The sequence below is a fragment of the Celeribacter sp. PS-C1 genome, assembly GCF_019429625.1.
Taxonomy (GTDB): domain Bacteria; phylum Pseudomonadota; class Alphaproteobacteria; order Rhodobacterales; family Rhodobacteraceae; genus Celeribacter.
Map to the genome: position 1 here is coordinate 276,986 of NZ_JAHXRW010000004.1, position 20,984 is coordinate 297,969.

The window sequence follows — 20,984 nt, forward strand, 5'->3', positions numbered from 1 at the left end:
TCTGACCAGCGTTGTGACTGTCGCAGCGGCTCACATTCTCGTTTGCGCCTGTCGGGCTCGCGTTCGCATATCGGGCAGGTGGGCAAATGAAAGCGGCCGGGACTGTGCCCGGCCGCTTCATATCATTCCGTCGCTATCTCAGCGGCTCCACCAGCCCCTGCGCTTCGGCTTATCGGCCTCAGGCTCGGCTTCGGCATTGGCGGCCTCTGTTACGGGCTCAGGCTCTGCTGCGACCGCTGGGGCCTCCGGCTCTGCCGGGCTCTCTGCTACAGGTTCAGGCGCAGTTTCAGCCGCAGTCTCGACAACTGTCTCGACCTCAGCAGACACCTCTGCCACCGGCGCCTCCACAACCTCAGCCACTGGCTCCGGCGCAGCCTCTGCCGTCACCTCTTCCGAAGTGACCTCAGGCGAAGCCTCAACGGCCGGTTGCTCTGCAACTTCTGCCGCAGCCTTTTCCGCCTCAGCCGCAGCTTTCGCAGCCTTATCGGCCTCGATCTCCGCCTTGGTGCGACGCTTGCGCTTGGGCTTCGGCGCCTCTTCTGCAGCGGCCTCACCTGTGGCTTCCGCAGCAGGCTCCTCGGCCTTATTGCGACGGGTGCGGGTGCGCTTCGGCTTTTCTTCGACAGGCGCTTCTGCGGCCTCTTCCGATGCTTCGGCACTCCCCTCAGAAGCCGCCTCTTGGGCAGGCTCTGCCTTTTTGCGGCGGCTGCGGGTGCGTTTCTTCGGTGCCTCTTCGGCCGGGTTGGCCTCAGAATTGTCGTCAGAGCTTTCCTGAGCGGCCTCGGCCTCTTTCGGGGCCTCCGCAGCCTCTTCAGAGGTTTCACCCTCAGCGTTTTCGCCCTGCTCGGACCCGTTCTCACCATTTTCATCGCGCGACTTGCGACGACGACGACGACGACGACGTTTCTTCGGCTTTTGGTCCTCAGAGGTCTCTTCCGCAGTCTCAGCGGCGCCCTCTTCGGCCTCGTTCACCTCATCCTCGACCTGATCCTCGGCTTCGTCTTCGTCGTAATCCGACATCAGATCGGCGGAAGCGGAGATCACCGTCGTGCTCACTTCCGGCACCACGCGGGTCGCGGTTTTAAAGCGCTCGATCGTGAAATCCGGCGAGATCAAGAACGGATCGGCTTCGATGCGGATCGCCATGCCATAGCGCGCTTCGATCTGGGCGATCATTTCGCGTTTCTGGTTCATCAGATAGTTGACGATGGCCACCGGCGCCTTGAGCAGCACCTCGCGGGAGCGCTTGCGCGTCCCCTCTTCTTCCAACTGACGCAGGATGGACAGCGCCATGTTGTCATCAGAACGGATCAGACCGGTGCCGTGACAATGCGCACAGGGCTGGGTCGTCGCCTCCAACATGCCGGGGCGCAGACGCTGACGCGACATTTCCAACAGACCAAAGCCCGAGATGCGGCCGACCTGGATGCGCGCGCGATCGGTTTTCAGCTTGTCTTTCAGACGCTTCTCGACCGCCGTGTTGTTGCGGCGCTCTTCCATGTCAATGAAGTCGATGACGATCAGACCGGCGAGGTCGCGCAGACGGGCCTGACGCGCCACCTCTTCGGCGGCCTCCAGGTTGGTCTTGAGTGCGGTGTCCTCGATCGAGCCCTCTTTCGTGGCGCGGCCCGAGTTCACGTCCACAGCGACCAAGGCTTCGGTCACGTCGATCACGATGTAGCCGCCGGATTTGAGCTGAACCACCGGGTTGAACATGCCCGCGAGGTAGCTTTCGACCTGATAGCGCGCAAAGAGCGGCAATTGGTCGGCGTAATGTTTCACGTTCTTGGCGTGGGACGGCATGATCATGCGCATGAAGTCCTTGGCCTCGCGATAGCCCATCTCGCCTTCAACAAAGACCTCATCGATGTCCTTGTTATAGAGGTCGCGGATCGAACGCTTGATCAGGTCGCCTTCCTCGTAAATCTTCGCCGGTGCGGAAGATTTGAGAGTCAGTTCGCGGATCTGTTCCCACATCCGTTTGAGATAGTCGTAATCGCGTTTGATCTCCGTCTTGGTGCGCTGAGCGCCCGCCGTGCGGATGATCAGGCCAGCGCCCTGCGGCACTTCCAACTCGCCTGCGATCTCTTTGAGTTTCTTGCGGTCTGCGGCGTTGGTGATCTTGCGCGAAATGCCCCCACCACGCGCGGTGTTCGGCATCAGAACGCAGTAGCGACCAGCAAGCGACAGGTAGGTGGTCAGAGCCGCGCCTTTGTTCCCGCGCTCTTCCTTAACGACCTGCACCAGCATGACCTGACGCACTTTGACGACTTCTTGGATCTTATACTTGCGCGGCCGCGGCTTGCGCTTCGGGCGCACTTCCTCGTCGGTGTCGTCGTCAGCGACGCTCTCGATGGAATCGTCCTTCTCGGCGGCGGTTTCTTCGTCGTCACCATCTTCGTCGTCGGACTCGTCATCAGAGTCGTCCGCGTCGTCGGAAGCGTCTTCCTGCGCGGTCTCATCGTCAGAATCGTCGCTGTCCAAGACCGCTTCCTCGGCTTCCGGCGCATCTTCCGGTTCTTCGACCGGCGTTTCCTGCACGGTGAAGGCAGGCGATGTGCCCTCTTCGACGGTCGCCTCGTTGGTGTCTTCCGAAATGTCTTCCGCCTGCGGCTCGTCTGCGATCAGCGCATCCGCCTCGGAGCCTTCGGGTTCGATCACATCCATGCCCGAGACCGACGCAGCGTTTTCAGCCTCTGCCACATCTTCTGCAGGCAGATCGACCTCTTTGGTCTCCACGGCGTCTTCGCTTTTGACCTCTTCGGCCCGAACTTCATCAGATTTTGAGCGCGACCGCGAGCGGCGGCGACGAGAGCGTTTCGGCTTCTCGTCTTCCTCTTCCTGAGCTTTTGCGTAGGCCAGCTCTTCGGCCAACAGGGCCTCACGATCCGCGACCGGGATCTGATAGTAATCCGGGTGGATTTCCGAGAACGCCAAGAAGCCGTGGCGGTTGCCGCCGTAATCGACGAAAGCCGCCTGCAGCGACGGCTCGACGCGCGTTACTTTTGCGAGGTAGATGTTGCCAGCAAGCTGGCGTTTGTTTTCCGATTCAAAGTCGAATTCCTCGACCTTGTTTCCGTCGACCACCACAACGCGGGTTTCCTCCGCGTGGGTGGCGTCGATGAGCATTTTCTTTGCCATTGAATTTGTCTTCCGGCACCCGAAACGGGCGCGCCCCTCCTGAAAGAAGCGTCACAGGTTTCCGGGTGATGTTTTGGGGCGAGCGGGTCGGCAGAGGCAGCGGTCGCAAACGGACGGCGGCCAAAGGGCCCCGTGTCTGCGTTTCTTCGTGCCTGTGCGCGTTGCATCGCGTTTCTTCTCCGGCGCATCGCGTGATCTCTGTCACTCTTGCGCCCATTTAAATCCCGCTTGTCCTGATAAGGAGTGTTCGGGACGGTTCGTGCCGAGGTTTTGTCATTCCATGCGGCGGTATCGGTCTGTTCTGCGGGCGGCGCCTTACAGTCGATCGTTTTCGCGACCCCGGGCCTCCAACACACGCATACAGCGAATCTTTCACACGCGGTTTCCGGGCGGGAATGCCACCGGACCTGCGTTCTTATATCAGTAGTGATGCATGTGCCTTTAGACAACACGCAAATTCATGGAAACGACATTTTCGCCCTTGGAAACCCGGCATCAAGACGTTTCGCCGCAAAAAATAGCGCCAGACCACCCGACGAAAGCCTTCTCACCTGCGCACCGAAAAGCGGTTTCAATGTGCAATCAAACAGAGGTCGGGTGCTGCGCTGCACATAAGTTTCACTGTTTATTTTCGCTCAAAAAACTAGATTGACCATCAACACTTAGCAAAAAAGCGCAGAACTCTGCGCAACCCGAAAGGATGTATCATGACCCGTATCGCTGTTCTCGTTGGCTCGCTCCGTAAGGACTCTCAGACCCTTAAGCTCGCCAAAGCGCTCACCAAAATCGCCCCTGAGGGCCTTGAATTCGATTTCGTCGAGATCGGCGACCTGCCGTTTTTCAACGAAGATCTCGACACCGACACGCCGCCCGCCTCCTGGGTGCGCTTCCGCAAAGAGATCAAAGCCGCTGATGGTGTGCTTTTCGTGACCCCGGAATATAACCGCTCCATGCCCGCCGCGATCAAAAACGCGCTGGATGTGGGTTCTCGCCCCTATGGCGACAGCGCCTGGACGGGCAAACCCGCCGGCATCGTGACCGCAAGCCCGTCGGGCATCGGCGGTTTCGGCGCCAACCACCACCTGCGCCAGCCGCTGGTGTTCCTCAATATGCCCGCCATGCAACAGCCCGAGGCCTATATCGGCAACCTTTGGAACCTCTTTGACGAGGACGGCAAGATCGTCACCGAAGGCACCGAGGATTTCCTCAAATCCTGGCTCGAAGCCTATGCGAAATGGGTGGCAGACCACATCTGAGGCTCCCTCGCTCAGATATAAGAAAGGCGTCCCATGCGGGGCGCCTTTTTTGATGTTTACGGGTTTTGATGTTCAGGGCCCAGCTCAGAGATAATCCGAGCGTTGCAATCCGTATTTGGCCATTTTCTCATTCAGCGTCCGGCGCGGCAGGCACAGCTCGTCCATCACCGCCACGATCGAACCCTTGTGGCGGCGCATCGTGTTGTCGATCAACATGCGCTCAAAGGCCTCGACATATTCCTTCAAAGGCTTGCCCTCGGTGGTCATCGTCTGCTGCTCCGGCGCGTCAGATTCCGACAGCAGAAGCGAGGTGATCGAGCCAGACCCGCGACGGCTTTGCAGCACCGAGCGTTCGGCAACATTGATCAGTTGACGGATGTTGCCCGGCCAAGGCGCCTGCAACAATTGGGCCGCCTCCTGCGCGGAGACCTCCGGCGCGTCGCAGCCGTATTCCTCGGCAAATTGCTGAGAAAGCTGCGTAAACAGCAACAGGATGTCTTCTCCACGCGAGCGCAGCGGCGGCGTGGTGATCTTCATCGCGGCGAGACGGAAATAGAGGTCGGGACGTAGCGCAGACTCACAGGTCCGCCCCTGTTCCTGAAGGTTACAGATCGCGATGATGCGCGTCTCCGGCGGCGTGCCCTGTTCGTCGATCCACTTCAAGAGACGCGCCTGAAGCGTCATTGGCATGGCCTCGATGTCTTCAAGCACCAAGGTCCCGCCCCGCGCTTCCTCAATGAGCGGTTGAATTTGCCCGTCCGGGTCCGGCCCAAAGAGCCGCCGCGTCAAATCGGCCTCGTCGCGCCCCGCGCAGGCGAAGGTGATGAATTTCTTCGAGGCCCGCGTGCCGACCGCATGCAAAGCGTGGGCGACCAAGGTCTTGCCCGTCCCCGTCTCGCCATCGATCAACACATGCCCGTCAGCCTGGCCGAGATCGAGAATGTCCTCGCGCAGCCGCTCCATCACCGGAGACGCACCGATGAGTTTGTTCATGATGCCGGTGCCGTCAGACAATTCGCGGCGCAAGGCCCGATTGTCGAGCGTCAAACGCCGGGCGTTGGTGGCTTTCTTTGCCAGTTCCGTCATCCGGTCCGGGTTGAACGGTTTTTCAAGGAAATCAAACGCCCCGATCCGCATCGCCTCCACCGCCATCGGCACATCGCCGTGGCCGGTGATCATGATGACCGGCAACCCGCTGTCGGTGCTCATCAGCTTTTTGAGAAACTGCATGCCATCCATGCCGGGCATCTTGATGTCGGTGATGACCACACCCGGATAATCGGGGCCCAAAGATTTGACCGCATCTTCCGCGCTGGAAAATGTCTCCGTGTCAAAGCCCGACAGCGCCAGCCATTGACTGATGGATTGGCGCATATCTTGTTCGTCATCGACGATCGCGATCTTCATTGCCGTCGCCATGGGTGTTCTTCCTTTTTCTTGTAGCCCGTTGGGCTAAACGTCTCAGAGAGCCGATTGGTTCCCAAAATTCTGTCGTTTATTCCGCCGCGTGCTGTGCCTCGCGCGACAGCGGAAGCACCATCTCAAAGGCCGCGCCGCCCGTTGGCCGGTTGCGCGCCATCAGACGCCCGCCCAGTTCGGCCACGATCCCCGAGGAGATCGCAAGGCCCAGCCCGACCCCGTCACCCGGCGCCTTGGTGGTGTAGAAAGGCTCGAAGAGATCGTCGAGGTTTTCGATGCCTGTACCGTTGTCACGCACGGTCACACTTGCTTGAGTGCCGCCCAAAACGCCGCCGGTGACCATGATCTCGATCTGCGGCTCCTCGGAGGCTTTGCTGGCGTCAAAAGCGTTGCGCAACAGATTCACCAGCACCTGCTCCAACCGCACGCGGTCGCCGTCGACCATGACAGGTTCGGGCGGCAGGCTTTTGATGATCTCCACCGCGCCCTGACGGAACTGCGGCTCCATCATCGAGAGCGCCGAGGACACGCAATCGCGCAGGTCGATCTCCTGCAATTGATCCGAGCCTTTGCGGGCGTAGGATTTCAACTGTTTGGTGATCGCGCCCATGCGTTCGATCAGATCGTCGATCCGCCCGAAAGAGGCCAAAGCCTCCTCCGAGCGCTTGCGTTTGATCAACAGCCGCGCGCCTGCAAGATAGGTTTTCATCGCGGCCAGTGGTTGGTTCAACTCGTGACTGACAGCTGCGGACATCTCGCCCAACACCGCCAATTTCGACGATTGCGCCAAGGTCTGCTCCGCGACTTCAAGGCTCTTCTCTGCGCGTTTGCGTTCGGCGATCTCGCGTTGCAGGGCCGCGTTCAACTGGCGCAGCTCGGCGCTTTCGCGTTGGAACAGACCCGCACGCGACACGGCACGACGCGAGGTCATGTAGAAAGCGCCGGAGAGAAGAATGGCAAAGCCCATGATCTCAAGCGCCAGAAAGCCGTTCACCCGTTCGCGCACCGAGGCGTAGGTGGTGAACGACGTCATGCGCCAGCCGCGAAACGGAATACGGCTTTCCAGACGCATCACCGCCTCGCCACCCAAATAGGTCTCATCCGGGCTTGCCGACCAATCCGTCGTCAGCTGAAACGCGCGTTCGATGGCGGTGGGCGCATCGCGGGTGGCCAAGGCCTCGCTTTCAGATTTCGAGCGCCAGCGCGGTTCGGTCGAGAGGATGATATTGCCCTCGGAATTAACCACGATCACCGCATCCGAAATGCCCGCCCAGCTTTTCTCGAACTTGGCGAGGTCAACCTTGACGACGATGACACCTGCGAGTGACCCGTTGACGTCGATCCGGCGCGAATAGGTGAATTCATAGGCGCCATTGTCGAGTTGCAGCGCCTTGAAAATCGTGTCGTTCGAGCGCAGGGCATCGACAAAATTCGGGCTTTGGCGGTTGTTCGTACCCAAAAGCGAGCGATCCGTGGCCGCGACCACCCGGCCGGTTTCGTCCAACAACGTGATCCCCGCCGCGCCGATCTCGTCGACATAGGTGATCAGGTGTTGCGAGGTCTGCTGAAAATCATTCGAGGTGAGCGCGCCAACCAGCACCGGGTCGCGCGACAAAAGTGTCGGCACGATGGAGTTTCGCTGCAACTCACTCATCAGGTTACCCGCGTAAAGCGCCTGACGCACCTCGGCGCGGTTGCGGGTCACGGTGGTGTAGCGCTCGGTCAGGAACAGGTTCGACACCCAGACCACACCCACTGCGGCCATGACAAAACCGACCAAGGCCAGACGCCCGGTCCAGCCCATGGTACGGGATCTTCCCGCTTCAGATTTTCCCCCGGTGTCACTCATACTTAGAGATTACGCGCCCGTGGGCATCGCCCGCAAGGGGAAGCCATCAGCCCACAAAGCAGCAACGCCCCCGATTGGGGGCGTTTTGAGCAAATTCTTGCCGGAAAACAAAGGTGTCAGGCGGAAACCACCGCATCGATCAGCGAGGTGAAGAAATGCTTGCCATCTTCATTGCCATGCGCGGGCTCTGCGGCGCGCTCCGGGTGCGGCATCATGCCGAGCACGCGGCGGTTTTCCGAGACGATGCCGGCGATGTCGCGCTTGGAGCCGTTCGGGTTGTTGACATAGCGGAACGCCACCCGACCTTCGCCTTCGAGCATGTCGAGCGTATCCTCGTCGGCGGTGAAATTGCCGTCATGGTGCGCGATCGGAATGCCAATGTGCTGGCCCTGCGTGTAGGCAGAGGTATAGGGGCTGTCGGTGGTTTCGACCGAGAGATCCACTGTGCGGCAGATGTATTTCAAACCGGCGTTGCGCAACAGCGCACCCGGCAAAAGCCGCGCCTCGGTCAGCACCTGAAAGCCGTTGCAGATGCCAAAAGCGTAGCCGCCACGTTCGACGTGGGCTTTGAGTGCTTTGGTGATCGGCGAGTTGGCCGCAATTGCCCCACAACGCAGGTAGTCGCCGTAGGAAAAGCCGCCCGGAACACCGATCACATCGACACCGGCCGGAAGATCGGCCTCTTTGTGCCAGACCATGGTGACATCGGCGCCCGCATTTTTGAGCGCCATATACATGTCGCGGTCACAGTTGGAACCGGGGAATTGCAGAACGGCGGCTTTCATCGAGGAGCTCCTTGGCAGCATGAGCGGCAGATAACTTGGGGCCTGATACGCCGAGGTGGCGCTTGGATCAAGTGTGATCCGACGCCGAACCTCGCGCGAACTGAATTTGTCGCTCCAGCGGCCTCCCTTACGCGGGCTGCAGATCCTGTCGCGCCTCGCGGACATAGTGTGCAATTCGGTCGAAATGCTTGTCCCATGTGCCGCAGCACCCGCCGAGAATATCAACAGACGGATAGGCGCGCGCCAGATCACCCATCATCTGGCCAAGTTCTTCAGGGTCGCCCTCTTCGATATGCCCCAACTGACAGAGCGAAATCTTGTCCATCTTCGCGGCGTTCGGGCGCAAAGACCGCAAGCGCCCTTTCCACACCCCCGCCTCCAGCGCGGGCGCAAATTCCACGGGATGCGAACAATTGATCCCGTAGGAATCGGGCTTTGCGTCTCCTGTCTCGGCATCCGTCGCCTCAATGGCCGCTTTGAGCGTCGGACCGGACTTCAGTCTGTGGGTGCTGTCGAGCGTGAAGGAGATGTTCACCGGCAAGCCCGCCGCTGCCGCAGCGCGACTAATTCCGACAGCTTCGGGAACATTGTTGAGTGTCGCCGCCCAAACGATATCGACGTCACAGTCCTTGAGCGTCGCCAACTGTGTGCTGTGATAGTCTTCAGCCTCCTCGGCCGTGATATTGCGGTTCAACTCATAGGCGTCGCCGCGCGGCCCGACACAGCCTGCTATCGCGATAACAGGGATATCATCCTGATAAGGCGCAGACACATCTCTCAGAAAATCGATACACTTCTGCTGCATCTCCACGAGGCCCTCAGGCGAATACCCGAGTTTTTCGGCCCAATCGGGGCTCGCACGGTAATCGAACCCCGCCATCAGAGCGCCGAACCCGTAGCGTGCCGCCACATCGAGGTAGCGCCGATACATATCGCGCATATCCTCGACCGCCTCCGGTTTATCCATGAGTTCGAACATCGCGAATTCTCGGAGTTTGTGCCCGTGGCGATACATGATCTCCGTCTCGACGCCGCCCTCGGCGAGATAGATCAACCCGTCCTGCCGTGGAAAAGTAACTCCTAGATTTGCCATCTCCCCCTCCTCCGCTTTGATCCGAAGAGTTTACCACAGACGGCAGGTTTCTCGAAATTTCCCCAAATCTCTTGCACAAAACGAAAAAACCGCCCCCGAAGGAGCGGTTTTCGAAAGGTTGCGAAGCAGACTCAGGCTTACAGCAATTCCACCCGGTAGCTTTCGATCACCGTGTTGGCGAGCAGTTTCTCGCACATTTCGTTGATCGTCGCTTCGGTGGTGCCATCGGCCAAATCGAGCTCGATCACCTTGCCCTGACGGACTTCGTTCACGCCGTCAAAACCAAGCGCACCCAGCGCGTGTTGCACGGCGGCGCCTTGGGGGTCCAGAACACCGTTTTTCAGCATAACAAAAACGCGGGCTTTCATGGGGTTATCCTCTTTCGGGCAGTCTTTGAAAGTTCAGTTGATCAGCGTCGGCTTATCGCCGATCGGGCCATTCGTCGGCAAAACACCCAGACGACGCGCCACTTCGGTGTAGGCATCGGTCAGCGAGCCGAGATCGCGGCGGAACACATCCTTGTCGAGCTTCTGCCCGCTTTCGATGTCCCACAGGCGGCAGCTGTCAGGCGAGATTTCATCGGCCACGATCAGACGCATGAAATCGCCATCCCAGACACGACCGATCTCGATTTTGAAGTCGATCAGCTTGATGCCCACGCCATACATCACACCGGACATATAGTCGTTGACGCGCAGCGCAAGTGCGACGATGTCGTCGAGGTCCTGCTGAGAGGCCCAGCCGAAGGCGATGATATATTCCTCGGGCACCAGCGGATCGCCCAGAGCGTCGTCCTTGTAGGAGAACTCGATGATCGGGCGCGGCAGGCGCATGCCCTCTTCGAGGCCGAGGCGTTTCGCCATGGAGCCGGCGGCATAATTGCGCACGATGACTTCGAGCGGGATGATCTCGCACTGGCGGATCAGCTGCTCGCGCATATTTAGGCGCTTGATGAAGTGGTTCGGGATGCCCAGAGACGTCAGGCCGGTCATGAAAAACTCGGACAAGCGGTTGTTGAGAACGCCCTTGCCTTCGATCGTCGCCTTTTTCTCGGCGTTGAACGCGGTGGCGTCATCCTTGAAATACTGCACCAGAGTGCCCGGTTCCGGACCTTCGTAGAGCGTTTTCGCTTTGCCTTCGTAGATTTTCTTGCGGCGCGCCATGGGGCCTCCAAAAGCTAGTGGGGCCGGGAATCGATGCGACCGGCCACTTCAGATGCGCTCTTTAGGGCAAGGCGGGCGTCGGGGCAAGGTGGGCTGCAAATCTGATCTACAATTGTCGCCGGAGATCGACATGGTGTCGGGTTTTAATTTCGCCCAGAATTTCAACGAAACATTGATCTAGCTCCTTGCTCCCCCCATGTCGGGCGGGCATAATCTGAACCAAAGGTTGAATGAGGAGAAGCCAGCCATGACCACTTTCGACGAACGTGAAGCTGCGTTTGAAAGCAAATATGCCCATGACTCTGCGGCTCAGTTTCGCGCCGAATCCCGCGCCAACAAGAAACTCGCTGTTTGGGCTGCCGAGAAACTCGGGAAATCTTCGGCAGACCTCGATGAATACATCAAAGAAGTGATCCGCGCGGATATGAAAGAGGCCGGCTTTGAAGACGTGCTCACCAAAGTCGCCGAGGATCTCGGCGGCACTGCGGATATGCAGGAGTTGCGCACACTTTACACCGGTTTCCTCAGTGAAGCCAAAGCCGAGCTGGCAGAAGGCTAAGCCTCCGCTTCACAGCATCATCGCCATATCGTCACTGCAACGTGACGCCCTGAGAGGCCTGCAACCCGCGTGCAGGCCTTGTTCTCATAAAATCTCTCCCAATATCCGCTAGGACGCCCCTATCGCAGGTCGCGTCAAAGCCACGCCCCCGTCCCGATCCGGAACGGTCTGATGGCTTTAATCGAATATTGGGAATATGCGCTTAAGGCTTTCAAAAACACCTCAGCGCTTCATGGAACGTGTGCCTCATAGAGACACGCCCCTGAAAGGTGTATCCCACGGGCTGCTGCCTTGGCCGCTCCGACAGGCCCAAAGGTCGACAAAGGAAGACCGCTCATGCGACACAGTCAGATCGAGATCGAGGACGCCCTCACACGATCGTCCATCCTGAGCCCGCCTTTGGATGAGGCCGCGACGCCTGCACCGTTGGATCACCCCACGGATCGCCCTACGGATCGACAAGGCGACCGCAAAGGCCTCTCCAAACTCCTCGGCAAACAGATGGTGCCGCTGGCCGTCATGGTGTTTTTCGCCTGGCTGTTGTGGGAAAAAGTCGCGCATCTCGACATGAAAGCGGTGTTTGCCACCGTCGCCACGGTCACCCCCGGTCAATGGGGCCTCGCGGGGCTGGCCACACTCGCCAGTTTCTGGGCCGTCGGCCAATACGACCGGGTGCTCCACGCCCAACTTGGCACCGGCATTTCCGACAGTTCCGCCCGCAGTTCCGGCATCGTCGCCATCGGCCTGTCGCAGGCGCTCGGCTTCGGCGCGCTGACCGGCACACTCATCCGCTGGCGCATGCTCCCCGAACTAACGTTGTGGCAAGCGGCGCGGTTGTCCGGCGCCGTGGCTCTGTCGTTCCTCATGGGCTGGGCTGTGGTGGCCACCATGGCGCTTGTGGTGTTTCAACCCGAAGTGCCGTGGATGGAAACACTGGCAATCGGCGCCATCGCGCTTTTCCTCACGCTGGCCGCGCTCTCGATCTACCCGCCGCGTGCCTTGGTCCGCCTGCCCTGGCCCTCGATCAAGACCATGGTCACCGTCGTTGGCCTCGCCGCCATCGACACGATCTGCGCGGGCCTCGCGCTCTATGTGCTTTTGCCCGATCACCTATTGCTGCCTCTCGGCCATACCGTGTCGGCCTATCTCTTTTCTCTCGGCGCCGGTCTGATCAGTTCGACCCCCGGCGGTGTTGGTCCGTTTGAGGCCACATTGGCGTCCCTGCTGCCTGCGATCCCGCTTGAGCCACTTCTGGGTGCCGTGGTCGCCTTTCGCTTGATCTACTACGGGGTGCCCGCCGCAATTTCGGCGCTGTTCGTTTTGCGGGGGCCGCGTCGCTGCAATCTGGCGCGCGAGCCGCATCTGGTGAAAACCTCCCCCTCGCCTTACCTGCCGCCGCAACTCGAAGCGCAGATTTTCGCAGCTCCGCGCGCCGAAGCCGGACTCTTGCGCACTCGTGATTTCTCTCTTTTATCCGCAGCCGACGGCACGCCCCTTGGGTTGGCCTCGCCGATTGGGCAATCGCTGGTGATGCTCTCTGATCCGATTTCTCCGCAGTGTCCCGGCCAAACCCGCACCGCCCTTTCCCGTGCCGCCTCACGCCGTTACCGGATGCCCGCGATCTACAAATGCGGTGCCCGCATGGCCGCCTCCGCCCGCTGTGCAGGCTGGCAAGTGCTACCCACCGCCGAAGAAGCCTGGCTCGCGCCTGCAGAGTTCAACCTCGAAGGCTCCAAAACCCGGCAGCTGAGACGCGTCCTGCGCAAGGCCGAAGAGGGACGCATCCGTGTCACCGAAGGCACGCGCAATCTGCCACTCGACCAAATGGACCGCGTGGCCGCCGAATGGCTGGCGATGCGCGGCCAAGAGCGCGGCTTTTCTATGGGCACCTATGATCGCGATTATATTTCCTGTCAGCGGGTGTTCTTGGGATGGCAAGGCACCAATCTCGTGGCCTTTGTCAGTTTTCATGAGAGCCGCAGCGAGATGACACTTGATCTGATGCGCTCCGGCGAAGCCGCGCCCGATGGCTCGATCCAGCTTTTGATCGTCAAAGCCATTGAGGTCGCCCGTTCACAAGGCGTGCCCCGCCTGTCCTTGGCCGCCGTGCCATGGCAAGGCGAAGATCGTGATCCGCTGACCTGCTGGCTGCGGCAAAAATTCCTGACCCGCTCCGGTGCAGCTGGGTTGCGCCGGTTCAAATTGGCCTTCGCCCCACATTGGGAAACGCTTTATCTGGCTGCACCCACGCGACTGGCACTCACTGTCGCTGGCATCGACATCCTGCGCCGCGTGACCGCGCCGCCGCCGAAAGTGACCGCAAACCCGATGAAAGCCGCCCGCTCCGCCACTCACCCGACCTTGCGTTTCTCCAAGCTTCTGGGGCGCCGCCGCAAATGAGACCGTTGCAGCGCCAGTTTTCGCGGAGACACTTTGCCTCCAGCCGAGAAAGGCTTTAGGACATCCGACATTGCATTTTCCGGAGACCACATGCCCGCTACGCATACCGACACCGTGTTGAGCCGCCTTCTGGCCTCCCGCGACTGGCTCTTGGCCGATGGCGCGATGGCGACGTCTCTCTACGACATGGGGCTGGTGCGAGGCATGGCGCCGGAGATGTGGAATTTAGACAGACCGGAGTGCGTCCTGACGGTGCACAAAGACTCGATCGCCGCAGGGGCAGACATTCTGCTGACCAATAGCTCTGGTGGCACCTCGGCGCGGCTGAAACCCATTGGCGCCAAAGGTCAGGTCTTTGAAATCAACAAAACCGCAGCCGCCTTGGCCCGCCAAGCCGCCGACGCAACCACACACCCGGTGGTCGTTGCGGGCACTATGGGACCGACCGGAGAGATTTTGGCCCCGATGGGCACACTCTCCCACGAGGCTGCCGTAGAGATGTTTTTTGATCAGGCGCAAGCGCTGAAAGCCGGCGGCGTCAACATAGCCTGGATCGAAACCATGTCTTCGCTCGAGGAATTGACCGCCGCCGCAAAAGGCGCCAGCGAGGCGGGGCTCGCATGGGTCGGGACGATGAGTTTCGACACGGGCGGCGCGACGATGATGGGCGTCACCCCGGCGCAGCTCTCAGCGCTGGTGGAAAATATGGCGCCGCCGCCTCTGGCCTACGGCGCGAACTGCGGTGCGGGGCCCTCCGCTGTGGTGCGCAGCGTTCTGGACCTGACCGCCCGCGCGCCCGAATGCCCCATCGTGGCCAAGGCCAACGCCGGTCTGCCGCGTGTTATCGAGGACAAACTGCGCTACGATGTTACGCGAGAGACGATGGCCGATTACGCTCTACTGGCGCGTGATGCGGGCGCACAGATCATTGGCGGATGCTGTGGCACCTCGCCCGCACATCTCAAAGCCATGAAACAAGCCTTGGAGAGCACCCCCAAAGGCCCCCGTCCAACGCTTGAACAGGTGGTGGCACGCCTTGGGCCGTTTTCGGCCAAAGCGGACAGTGCCGAGGACGCGTTTTAAAACAGGCTCAGTTGATCGCCGGGTTTCGGCGGCACGGAGAACAGGTCGCAGCGCAGAGGCGTCCCCTCGCGCGTGAGCCCCGTGCGGTTCAACGCGATCTCGAAGCGTTTCAACATCAGTTCCGCCCATTCGCCCTCGCCCTGCATCCGCGTGCCGAAGCTGCTGTCGTTGGCCTTGCCGCCACGCAACTCGCGCACCCGGTTCATCACCCGCGCGGCGCGATCCGGCACATGGGTTTCAAGCCATTCCTCGAACAGAGGCGCGACCTCCAGAGGCAAGCGCAGCATAATATAGGCCGCCGCTTTGGCCCCGTGGGTGGCCGCCGCAGTCAGAATGGCCTCCAACTCATGATCGGTGAGCGCGGGAATGACCGGCGCGACCATGACGCGGACCGGAATGCCCGCCTCCGCGAGCGCACGTATGGTTTTCAGCCGCCGAGCAGGCACCGGCGCTCGAGGTTCCAACTGACGTGACAGGCGCGAGCCCAGCGTGGTCACCGACACGCCGACATGCACCAGGCCTTTCGCGGCCATCGGCGCCAAAATATCGATGTCGCGCTCGATCAGCGTGCCTTTGGTGACGATGGTCACCGGGTGATTGTGCTCCGCGAGCACCTCGAGAATGCTGCGCATGATGCGGTCACGCGCCTCGATGGGTTGATAGGGATCGGTGTTGGTGCCCAAGGCAATCGGCGCGACCTCATAGCTTTTGGCCGCAAGTTCACGCCGCAAAACCTGCGCCGCGCCGAGTTTGCGCGTCAGCCGGGTTTCGAAATCCAATCCCGGCGACAGACCGAGATAGGCATGGCTCGGGCGGGCAAAACAGTAAGAACAGCCGTGTTCGCAGCCGCGATAGGGGTTGATCGAACGGTCGAAGGGAATGTCTGGACTGTCGTTGCGGGTGATGATCTTGCGCGGGCGTTCGTCCACAGTGGTGGTGCGCATCACGCTTTGCTCCAACTCCGCATCCCAACCGTCGATGAAGGTTTCGCGAGCGAGACGCTCGAACCTCCCGGCGGCATTGGACGTGCTGCCACGGGCCTTGGGCACCAGCCCCAAAGGCAGGGTCTCGTCGAAAAAATCACTCGAACAAACGGTGGAGATTCTGGATTCGTGGCTCATGCCTCAAGCATGAACAAAAAGAGAACATTTGCCAAGTAGAGAACTTGGCCCTACCGTCCTCAGGACGCTTTTTGCGCGGTCTCTATGATGCGCTCAACCATGGCGCGCAGACCGTTGGAACGCTGCGACGACAGGTGTTCGTCGAGGCCCAGTCGCGCGAGCTCGGCGGGCGCATCGGTGGTCAGCACCTCGGAGACAGTCAATCCGGCAAACAATTCATGCAAAATGGCAATCAGGCCTTGCACGATCATCGCGTCCGAGGCGCCTTGGAACTCGAATTTACCGCCCTCGATCGTCGGCACCAGCCAGACCTGCGAGGCGCAGCCCTCGACCTTGGTCGCGGGGACTTTGAAGGCGTCATCCAATGGTGGAAAGGCCTTGCCCATTTCAATCACATGACGATAGCGGTCCTCCCAATCGTCCAGAAACTCAAAGGTTTCGACAATCTCTTCGAACTTCTCTTGCGCCATGATCGGACCCTCGGTTTTGCTGCCAAATTCACATAAGCCGTTGCCCGGCAAAGGTCCAGTCCGCCGCCTTTGTCCTGCGTTTTGAGCCGGGGCGCTGCAACGCGGGCTTTTCAATAGGGGGCTTTTCGGGTAGCCCTTTCATCACGAAGGTGTAAGGGAGAAGCCGATGCGGCGTCAGGTGATCATTTCGGGGCTGGTTCTGTCACTCATGGCGGGGTGCGCCACAGTGAAAGAGTCGCGATTCAATCCGCTCAACTGGTTCGGCAAATCTGAATCCGTTGCGGTCGATCAGAATGGTCAGAACGTCACTGTGCTCAAAACTCTCGCCCCCCGCAAAGGCTACCCGGTCTTTGTCGACACCCGCCCGCTGGCGCCTCAGATCATTGAGATGCAGATGGTCAAATCCGCCTCCGGCGCGATTGTGACCGCGACCGCCGCCCTGCCCTCTTCCGGCTATTATGACGCCGAACTGGTCGCCGTGCCGTCCGAGAGCGCCGACACATTGGTGTTCGATTTCCGTCTGCGCGCGCCGTCGCAAAGCGCCCCTGCGGGCACGGCCGCACAGCGTCAGATCACGGCCGCGAAGTCGCTGTCGAATGCAGACATCGCAGGCATTCGCACTGTAATCGTGCGCGGCGCGGATGGGGCACGTCAGGTCCGGCGCTAACTGCGTCGCAAAGTCGTGTCCCTGAGCGGCTTTACATCCCGACCAACGCGGAGCATGCTGCGTCTTTGACCAACCAGTTAAAGGCACGCATATGTCGGATTTCCCGCGCAAAATCATCATCGACACGGATCCTGGACAGGATGACGCCATGGCGATCCTTCTGGCGCTTGGCTCGCCCGAGGAGATCGACCTTTTGGGCATCGTCGCTGTCGCGGGCAATGTGCCGATCGAGCGCACTTCCGAGAACGCGCGAAAAATTTGCGAAGTGGCCGGGCGACCCGATGTGTTGGTTTTCGCGGGCTGTGACAGGCCGATGGCACACACGCTGGTGACCGCCGAACACGTGCACGGCAAAACCGGCCTCGACGGGATCGAATTGCCGACACCGACGATGCCTTTGCAAAAGCAGCACGGCGTGGATTTCATCATCGAGACGCTACGCCGCGAGGCCCCCGGCACGGTGACGCTTTGTCCGATGGGGCCTTTGACGAACATCGCGACGGCTTTTGAAAAAGCCCCGGATATTGTCGAGCGCGTGCAGGAAATCGTCCTGATGGGCGGCGCCTATTTTGAGGTTGGCAACATCACCCCCGCCGCCGAGTTCAACATCTACGTCGATCCGGAAGCCGCCGATATTGTGTTCAAATCCGGCGTAAAGCTGACGGTGATGCCGCTGGATGCCACCCACAAGGTGCTGGTCACCGCACCGCGTTTGCAGGCGTTCAAGGAGTTTGGCAATCACCTTGGCGAGGTGGTCGCGGGTTGGCTCGACTTTTTTGAGCGCTTCGACATCGAGAAATACGGCTCTAAGGGTGGCCCGCTGCACGACCCGACGGTGATCGCCTATCTGATCAAACCGGGGCTGTTCTCCGGGCGCTTCATCAATGTCGAGATTGAAACCCAGTCGAAACTGACCCGCGGCATGACCGTTGCCGATTGGTGGGGCGTCACGGATCGCCCGAAGAATGCGATGTTCATGGGGGATGCGGATGCGGATGGGTTCTTTGATCTATTGACGGAGCGCGTGCGACGTCTGGGATGAATGAGTATTTGCGCCAAGAAGAAGACGCACTAGGTTAGGCGCATGACCCAGTTCGACAATTCCTATGCCCGCCTGCCGAAAGAGTTTCACACGAGGATCGCGCCGGAGCTTTCGCCCGCGCCCGAGGTGATGCTGTGGAATGCGCCTTTGGCGGAGGCTTTGGGCGTGTCCGATTGGGATGCGCCGATGCTTGCGGGCAATGTCATCCCCGAGGGCGCCGATCCGATTGCGCAGGTCTATGCCGGGCATCAGTTCGGCGGCTGGTCGCCGCAACTGGGCGATGGGCGGGCGGTGCTTTTGGGGGAAGTGCTCACAGAGGATGGCCGCTTTGACATCCACCTCAAAGGCGCGGGGCGCACGCCCTATTCGCGCAATGGCGATGGACGGGCGTGGATCGGGCCGGTGCTGCGTGAATATATCGTCAGTGAATTCATGCATGCGGCGGGTGTGCCGACGACACGGGCTTTAGCGGCTCTGCGCACTGGTGCAAGGGTGCAACGTGAGCGCGCCTACCCCGGCGGGCTTTTGGTGCGCATTGCGTCCAGCCACATCCGAGTTGGCACCTTTCAGTATTTCACCGCACGCGGCGACGAGGCCTCTGTCAAAATTTTGACCGACCATGTCCGCGCGCGGCATTACCCGCAGGCCAAAGATACGCTGGAGCTTTACGCCGAAATCGTCAAAGCGCAGGCGCGATTGATCGCCAAATGGATGGGGCTTGGCTTTGTCCACGGTGTGATGAACACGGACAATATGGCAGTGTCGGGCGAGACGATTGACTACGGCCCGTGCGCCTTTATCGACGGCTATTCGCCTAAGGCGGTCTATAGCTCCATCGACCAGTTCGGGCGCTATGCCTATGAGCAACAGCCCTCGATTGCGCATTGGAATTTGGCGCAATTGGGGTCGTGTTTCGTGCCGCAAATGGAGGAAGAGCTGGGCGGGCAGCACAAGGCGATTGATGCGCTGACCGAGGTGCTGAATGCTTTTCCGGAGGCCTATCAGGCGGAATGGCGCGCGGTGTTTGGCGCAAAACTTGGGATTGCCGATCCGAATGAGGCGGATTTGCCGCTCATTCAGGACCTCTTGGGCCTGATGGCCAAGGATGGCGCGGATTTCACGAATACGTTCAGAGGCTTGCTAGACGGCTCTGCGCGGGATTGGATGTTGGACCGGGAGGCGTTTGATGCCTGGACCCCGCGTTGGGAGGCACGGCGTTCTGAGGCTTGGCAAGAGATCATCGCCAAGGCAAGCCCCACCGTCATCCCGCGCAATCACCGGATCGAAGAGGCCATTCAAGCCGCTCTTGAGGGCGACGATCGCAAGGCGGAGCGTCTGGCGCGGGTGCTGAGCAATCCTTTCGATTTGGCGGAAGACGATCAGGATTTGACGCATCCGCCGACCGAAGATCAGATGGTGCACAAGACGTTCTGCGGAACTTGATCTCTCACTTCGAGCGATATTTCCCGAACAACCGCTTGTTGCGGGTGATGAAATCCCGGATCAGGCTGGCGAAAGGCGTGTCGCGGTCGAAAGCCACATAGATCGCGCCTGACACAGCCCCCACAAGGCCGCCGCCTGCATCGACGATCAGGTCCCACATCGTGTCCTGAAGGCCGGATTTCTGCATATTCGTGCCAAACGCCTGATCCATCGTATACTCGAAAATCTCCCAGATCGCGCCGATGGACATGGCGAAACAAAAGGCGAAGAGCCCCATCGCCCATGGGGGAGCGGCGTAGCGGTCGCCTTGGAACAGCATAAAAATCGCAATGAACCCCACAAGGCCAAAGCCCAGCGCCGAGCCGCCATGCAGCACGATGTCCCACCACCAGTAGCGATTGTAGAAATCGCCCACCTCGCCCAAAAACAGCGTCGCGAAGATGAAAAGCACGATCCCCGCCATGAAAGAGCGAGGGATGTAGATGTGAAAGCGGCGCGCGAAGATCATCGGCATGAGCGTCAGCCCGAATGTGCCCAGCGCGATGAAAGACGAGGTGTAGCGCGCTGCCACGAGACCCGCGACGAATTCCGCCAAAAGCGCAACCCAAACGAGGCGCATCACCAAAGGCTGGCTGCGGGCCTTGGCCATCAGATCTTGCAAGCGCTCTTTGAGGGGCCTCTTTTGGTGCGTCACGGGTGAAATCCTTGTCCTGAATGCCTATGTTAACCAGATGATACCGAAAGTGGAAACCGGCGCCCTGCGCCTCGCCTCTTATAATCTGCGCAAATGCAAAGGCACGGATGGCAAACGCGCGCCCGGACGGGTGTTGGACGTGATCAACAGCCTTGAGGCCGATGTGATCGCGCTGCAAGAAGCCGATCTGCGCCTGGGGCCGCGCCCGGCCGCGTTACCCTCTCGGATGATCGACACGCACACGGATTTCAGGCCTCTGCCCGTCAACACCTCGCCTGTCTCCGTCGGCTGGCATGGCAACGCGATCCTTGTGCGCAAAGGGGCCTTGGTCGAGGCGGTGCATCGTTTTGATCTGCCGGGGCTGGAGCCGCGCGGGTCTGTGGCGGTCGACCTGCCCAATCTGCGGGTCGTGGGCGTGCATCTGGGCCTGTTGCGCAGCTCCCGCCAGAAACAGCTTCACGCCATTCGCGCGCATCTGGCCAAGCTCGACGACCGTCCAACCGTCATCTTGGGCGATTTCAACGAGTGGTCCCGCACGCAGGGCCTCGATCCGCTGCGCGACGCCTTCGACATCCATGCGCCCGGACGGTCGTTTCATGCCTCGCGCCCGATGGCGGCCCTTGACCGCATCGCCTTTATGCACACGCTCGAGATGCGGGATGCGGGCGTGGCGGAGACCGTGTTGTCGCGCCAAGCCTCCGATCACTTACCGATATGGGCCGATTTGCGCCTAAAAAGCCCCTGACAAGCGCCTGATCTGACGGGAAACTTTCCACGTTCCCCTACCGTGCCTGCGAAA

General features: G+C 60.4%; 18 protein-coding genes. 8 read left to right on the plus strand and 10 right to left on the minus strand.

Features of this window, described 5'->3' with window-relative positions; all coding sequences use genetic code 11:
- Nucleotides 1-138 precede the first annotated feature (138 nt).
- Nucleotides 139-3,141 (minus strand): ribonuclease E/G, encoded by a 3,003-nt coding sequence (locus J5Y17_RS08125; RefSeq protein ID WP_219784733.1) that lies wholly within the window; start codon nt 3,139-3,141, stop codon nt 139-141.
- A 707-nt stretch (nt 3,142-3,848) separates the two neighbouring features.
- Here J5Y17_RS08125 and J5Y17_RS08130 point away from each other — a divergent pair.
- Nucleotides 3,849-4,397, plus strand: coding sequence for an NADPH-dependent FMN reductase (locus J5Y17_RS08130; RefSeq protein ID WP_219784734.1), 549 nt, complete (start codon nt 3,849-3,851; stop codon nt 4,395-4,397).
- A gap of 84 nt (nt 4,398-4,481) precedes the next feature.
- Here J5Y17_RS08130 and J5Y17_RS08135 read toward each other — a convergent pair whose 3' ends face one another.
- The 6 genes from J5Y17_RS08135 to purC all read right to left on the minus strand — a co-directional run bounded on the left by J5Y17_RS08135 (nt 4,482) and on the right by purC (nt 10,706).
- Entirely contained in the window at nt 4,482-5,816 is a 1,335-nt protein-coding gene (locus J5Y17_RS08135; protein ID WP_219784735.1) for a sigma-54 dependent transcriptional regulator, read from the minus strand.
- 76 nt (nt 5,817-5,892) lie between these two features.
- Entirely contained in the window at nt 5,893-7,620 is a 1,728-nt protein-coding gene (locus J5Y17_RS08140; protein ID WP_219784736.1) for an ATP-binding protein, read from the minus strand.
- A gap of 161 nt (nt 7,621-7,781) precedes the next feature.
- Complete coding sequence (gene purQ / locus J5Y17_RS08145; protein WP_219784737.1) at nt 7,782-8,450, minus strand: phosphoribosylformylglycinamidine synthase subunit PurQ; 669 nt, start codon at nt 8,448-8,450, stop codon at nt 7,782-7,784.
- 127 nt (nt 8,451-8,577) lie between these two features.
- Complete coding sequence (locus J5Y17_RS08150; protein ID WP_219784738.1) at nt 8,578-9,543, minus strand: homocysteine S-methyltransferase family protein; 966 nt, start codon at nt 9,541-9,543, stop codon at nt 8,578-8,580.
- Between the two features lie 137 nt (nt 9,544-9,680).
- Nucleotides 9,681-9,911: a phosphoribosylformylglycinamidine synthase subunit PurS gene (purS, locus tag J5Y17_RS08155; RefSeq protein ID WP_219784739.1), complete on the minus strand. Its 231-nt coding sequence runs from the start codon at nt 9,909-9,911 to the stop codon at nt 9,681-9,683.
- A gap of 33 nt (nt 9,912-9,944) precedes the next feature.
- The gene (gene purC / locus J5Y17_RS08160) at nt 9,945-10,706 is read right to left on the minus strand and encodes a phosphoribosylaminoimidazolesuccinocarboxamide synthase (protein ID WP_219784740.1); all 762 of its coding nucleotides are present in this window, start codon (nt 10,704-10,706) and stop codon (nt 9,945-9,947) included.
- 247 nt (nt 10,707-10,953) lie between these two features.
- On the opposite strand from purC, the gene J5Y17_RS08165 reads away from it, so the two are divergent.
- From J5Y17_RS08165 to bmt, 3 genes are all read left to right on the plus strand, one after another.
- Complete coding sequence (locus tag J5Y17_RS08165; protein WP_219784741.1) at nt 10,954-11,265, plus strand: DUF1476 domain-containing protein; 312 nt, start codon at nt 10,954-10,956, stop codon at nt 11,263-11,265.
- A gap of 336 nt (nt 11,266-11,601) precedes the next feature.
- Entirely contained in the window at nt 11,602-13,665 is a 2,064-nt protein-coding gene (locus tag J5Y17_RS08170; protein ID WP_219784742.1) for a phosphatidylglycerol lysyltransferase domain-containing protein, read from the plus strand.
- 90 nt (nt 13,666-13,755) lie between these two features.
- Nucleotides 13,756-14,748 (plus strand): betaine--homocysteine S-methyltransferase, encoded by a 993-nt coding sequence (gene bmt / locus J5Y17_RS08175; RefSeq protein ID WP_219784743.1) that lies wholly within the window; start codon nt 13,756-13,758, stop codon nt 14,746-14,748.
- Here the strand turns inward: bmt and J5Y17_RS08180 are convergent.
- Entirely contained in the window at nt 14,745-15,869 is a 1,125-nt protein-coding gene (locus tag J5Y17_RS08180) for a PA0069 family radical SAM protein (RefSeq protein WP_219784744.1), read from the minus strand. The two genes, bmt and J5Y17_RS08180, sit on opposite strands and share 4 nt — an antisense overlap.
- 59 nt (nt 15,870-15,928) lie before the next feature.
- Entirely contained in the window at nt 15,929-16,339 is a 411-nt protein-coding gene (locus tag J5Y17_RS08185) for a SufE family protein (RefSeq protein WP_219784745.1), read from the minus strand.
- A gap of 166 nt (nt 16,340-16,505) precedes the next feature.
- On the opposite strand from J5Y17_RS08185, the gene J5Y17_RS08190 reads away from it, so the two are divergent.
- The 3 genes from J5Y17_RS08190 to J5Y17_RS08200 all read left to right on the plus strand — a co-directional run bounded on the left by J5Y17_RS08190 (nt 16,506) and on the right by J5Y17_RS08200 (nt 19,491).
- On the plus strand, nt 16,506-17,006 hold the full coding sequence (locus J5Y17_RS08190) for a hypothetical protein (RefSeq protein WP_219784746.1): 501 nt from the start codon (nt 16,506-16,508) through the stop codon (nt 17,004-17,006).
- A gap of 91 nt (nt 17,007-17,097) precedes the next feature.
- Complete coding sequence (locus J5Y17_RS08195) at nt 17,098-18,048, plus strand: nucleoside hydrolase (protein ID WP_219784747.1); 951 nt, start codon at nt 17,098-17,100, stop codon at nt 18,046-18,048.
- A gap of 42 nt (nt 18,049-18,090) precedes the next feature.
- The gene (locus tag J5Y17_RS08200) at nt 18,091-19,491 is read left to right on the plus strand and encodes a YdiU family protein (protein WP_219784748.1); all 1,401 of its coding nucleotides are present in this window, start codon (nt 18,091-18,093) and stop codon (nt 19,489-19,491) included.
- Nucleotides 19,492-19,495: 4 nt separating this feature from the next.
- Here the strand turns inward: J5Y17_RS08200 and J5Y17_RS08205 are convergent, their stop codons facing one another.
- Entirely contained in the window at nt 19,496-20,185 is a 690-nt protein-coding gene (locus J5Y17_RS08205) for a hypothetical protein (RefSeq protein ID WP_370628899.1), read from the minus strand.
- Nucleotides 20,186-20,222: 37 nt separating this feature from the next.
- Between J5Y17_RS08205 and J5Y17_RS08210 the strand changes: the two genes are divergently transcribed.
- Nucleotides 20,223-20,930 (plus strand): endonuclease/exonuclease/phosphatase family protein, encoded by a 708-nt coding sequence (locus J5Y17_RS08210; protein WP_219784749.1) that lies wholly within the window; start codon nt 20,223-20,225, stop codon nt 20,928-20,930.
- Nucleotides 20,931-20,984 lie beyond the last annotated feature (54 nt).

Excerpts from the sequence above, each read along its gene's own strand:
- J5Y17_RS08170 (WP_219784742.1), top strand. The coding sequence starts at position 11,602 with ATGCGACACAGTCAGATCGAGATCGAGGACGCCCTCACACGATCGTCC.
- J5Y17_RS08125 (WP_219784733.1), bottom strand. The coding sequence starts at position 3,141 with ATGGCAAAGAAAATGCTCATCGACGCCACCCACGCGGAGGAAACCCGC.
- J5Y17_RS08200 (WP_219784748.1), top strand. The coding sequence starts at position 18,091 with ATGACCCAGTTCGACAATTCCTATGCCCGCCTGCCGAAAGAGTTTCAC.
- J5Y17_RS08135 (WP_219784735.1), bottom strand. The coding sequence starts at position 5,816 with ATGGCGACGGCAATGAAGATCGCGATCGTCGATGACGAACAAGATATG.
- J5Y17_RS08210 (WP_219784749.1), top strand. The coding sequence starts at position 20,223 with ATGATACCGAAAGTGGAAACCGGCGCCCTGCGCCTCGCCTCTTATAAT.
- J5Y17_RS08190 (WP_219784746.1), top strand. The coding sequence starts at position 16,506 with ATGCGGCGTCAGGTGATCATTTCGGGGCTGGTTCTGTCACTCATGGCG.
- J5Y17_RS08140 (WP_219784736.1), bottom strand. The coding sequence starts at position 7,620 with ATGGGCTGGACCGGGCGTCTGGCCTTGGTCGGTTTTGTCATGGCCGCA.
- J5Y17_RS08195 (WP_219784747.1), top strand. The coding sequence starts at position 17,098 with ATGTCGGATTTCCCGCGCAAAATCATCATCGACACGGATCCTGGACAG.
- purS (WP_219784739.1), bottom strand. The coding sequence starts at position 9,911 with ATGAAAGCCCGCGTTTTTGTTATGCTGAAAAACGGTGTTCTGGACCCC.
- J5Y17_RS08180 (WP_219784744.1), bottom strand. The coding sequence starts at position 15,869 with ATGAGCCACGAATCCAGAATCTCCACCGTTTGTTCGAGTGATTTTTTC.
- bmt (WP_219784743.1), top strand. The coding sequence starts at position 13,756 with ATGCCCGCTACGCATACCGACACCGTGTTGAGCCGCCTTCTGGCCTCC.
- J5Y17_RS08150 (WP_219784738.1), bottom strand. The coding sequence starts at position 9,543 with ATGGCAAATCTAGGAGTTACTTTTCCACGGCAGGACGGGTTGATCTAT.
- purQ (WP_219784737.1), bottom strand. The coding sequence starts at position 8,450 with ATGAAAGCCGCCGTTCTGCAATTCCCCGGTTCCAACTGTGACCGCGAC.
- J5Y17_RS08165 (WP_219784741.1), top strand. The coding sequence starts at position 10,954 with ATGACCACTTTCGACGAACGTGAAGCTGCGTTTGAAAGCAAATATGCC.
- J5Y17_RS08130 (WP_219784734.1), top strand. The coding sequence starts at position 3,849 with ATGACCCGTATCGCTGTTCTCGTTGGCTCGCTCCGTAAGGACTCTCAG.
- J5Y17_RS08185 (WP_219784745.1), bottom strand. The coding sequence starts at position 16,339 with ATGGCGCAAGAGAAGTTCGAAGAGATTGTCGAAACCTTTGAGTTTCTG.
- purC (WP_219784740.1), bottom strand. The coding sequence starts at position 10,706 with ATGGCGCGCCGCAAGAAAATCTACGAAGGCAAAGCGAAAACGCTCTAC.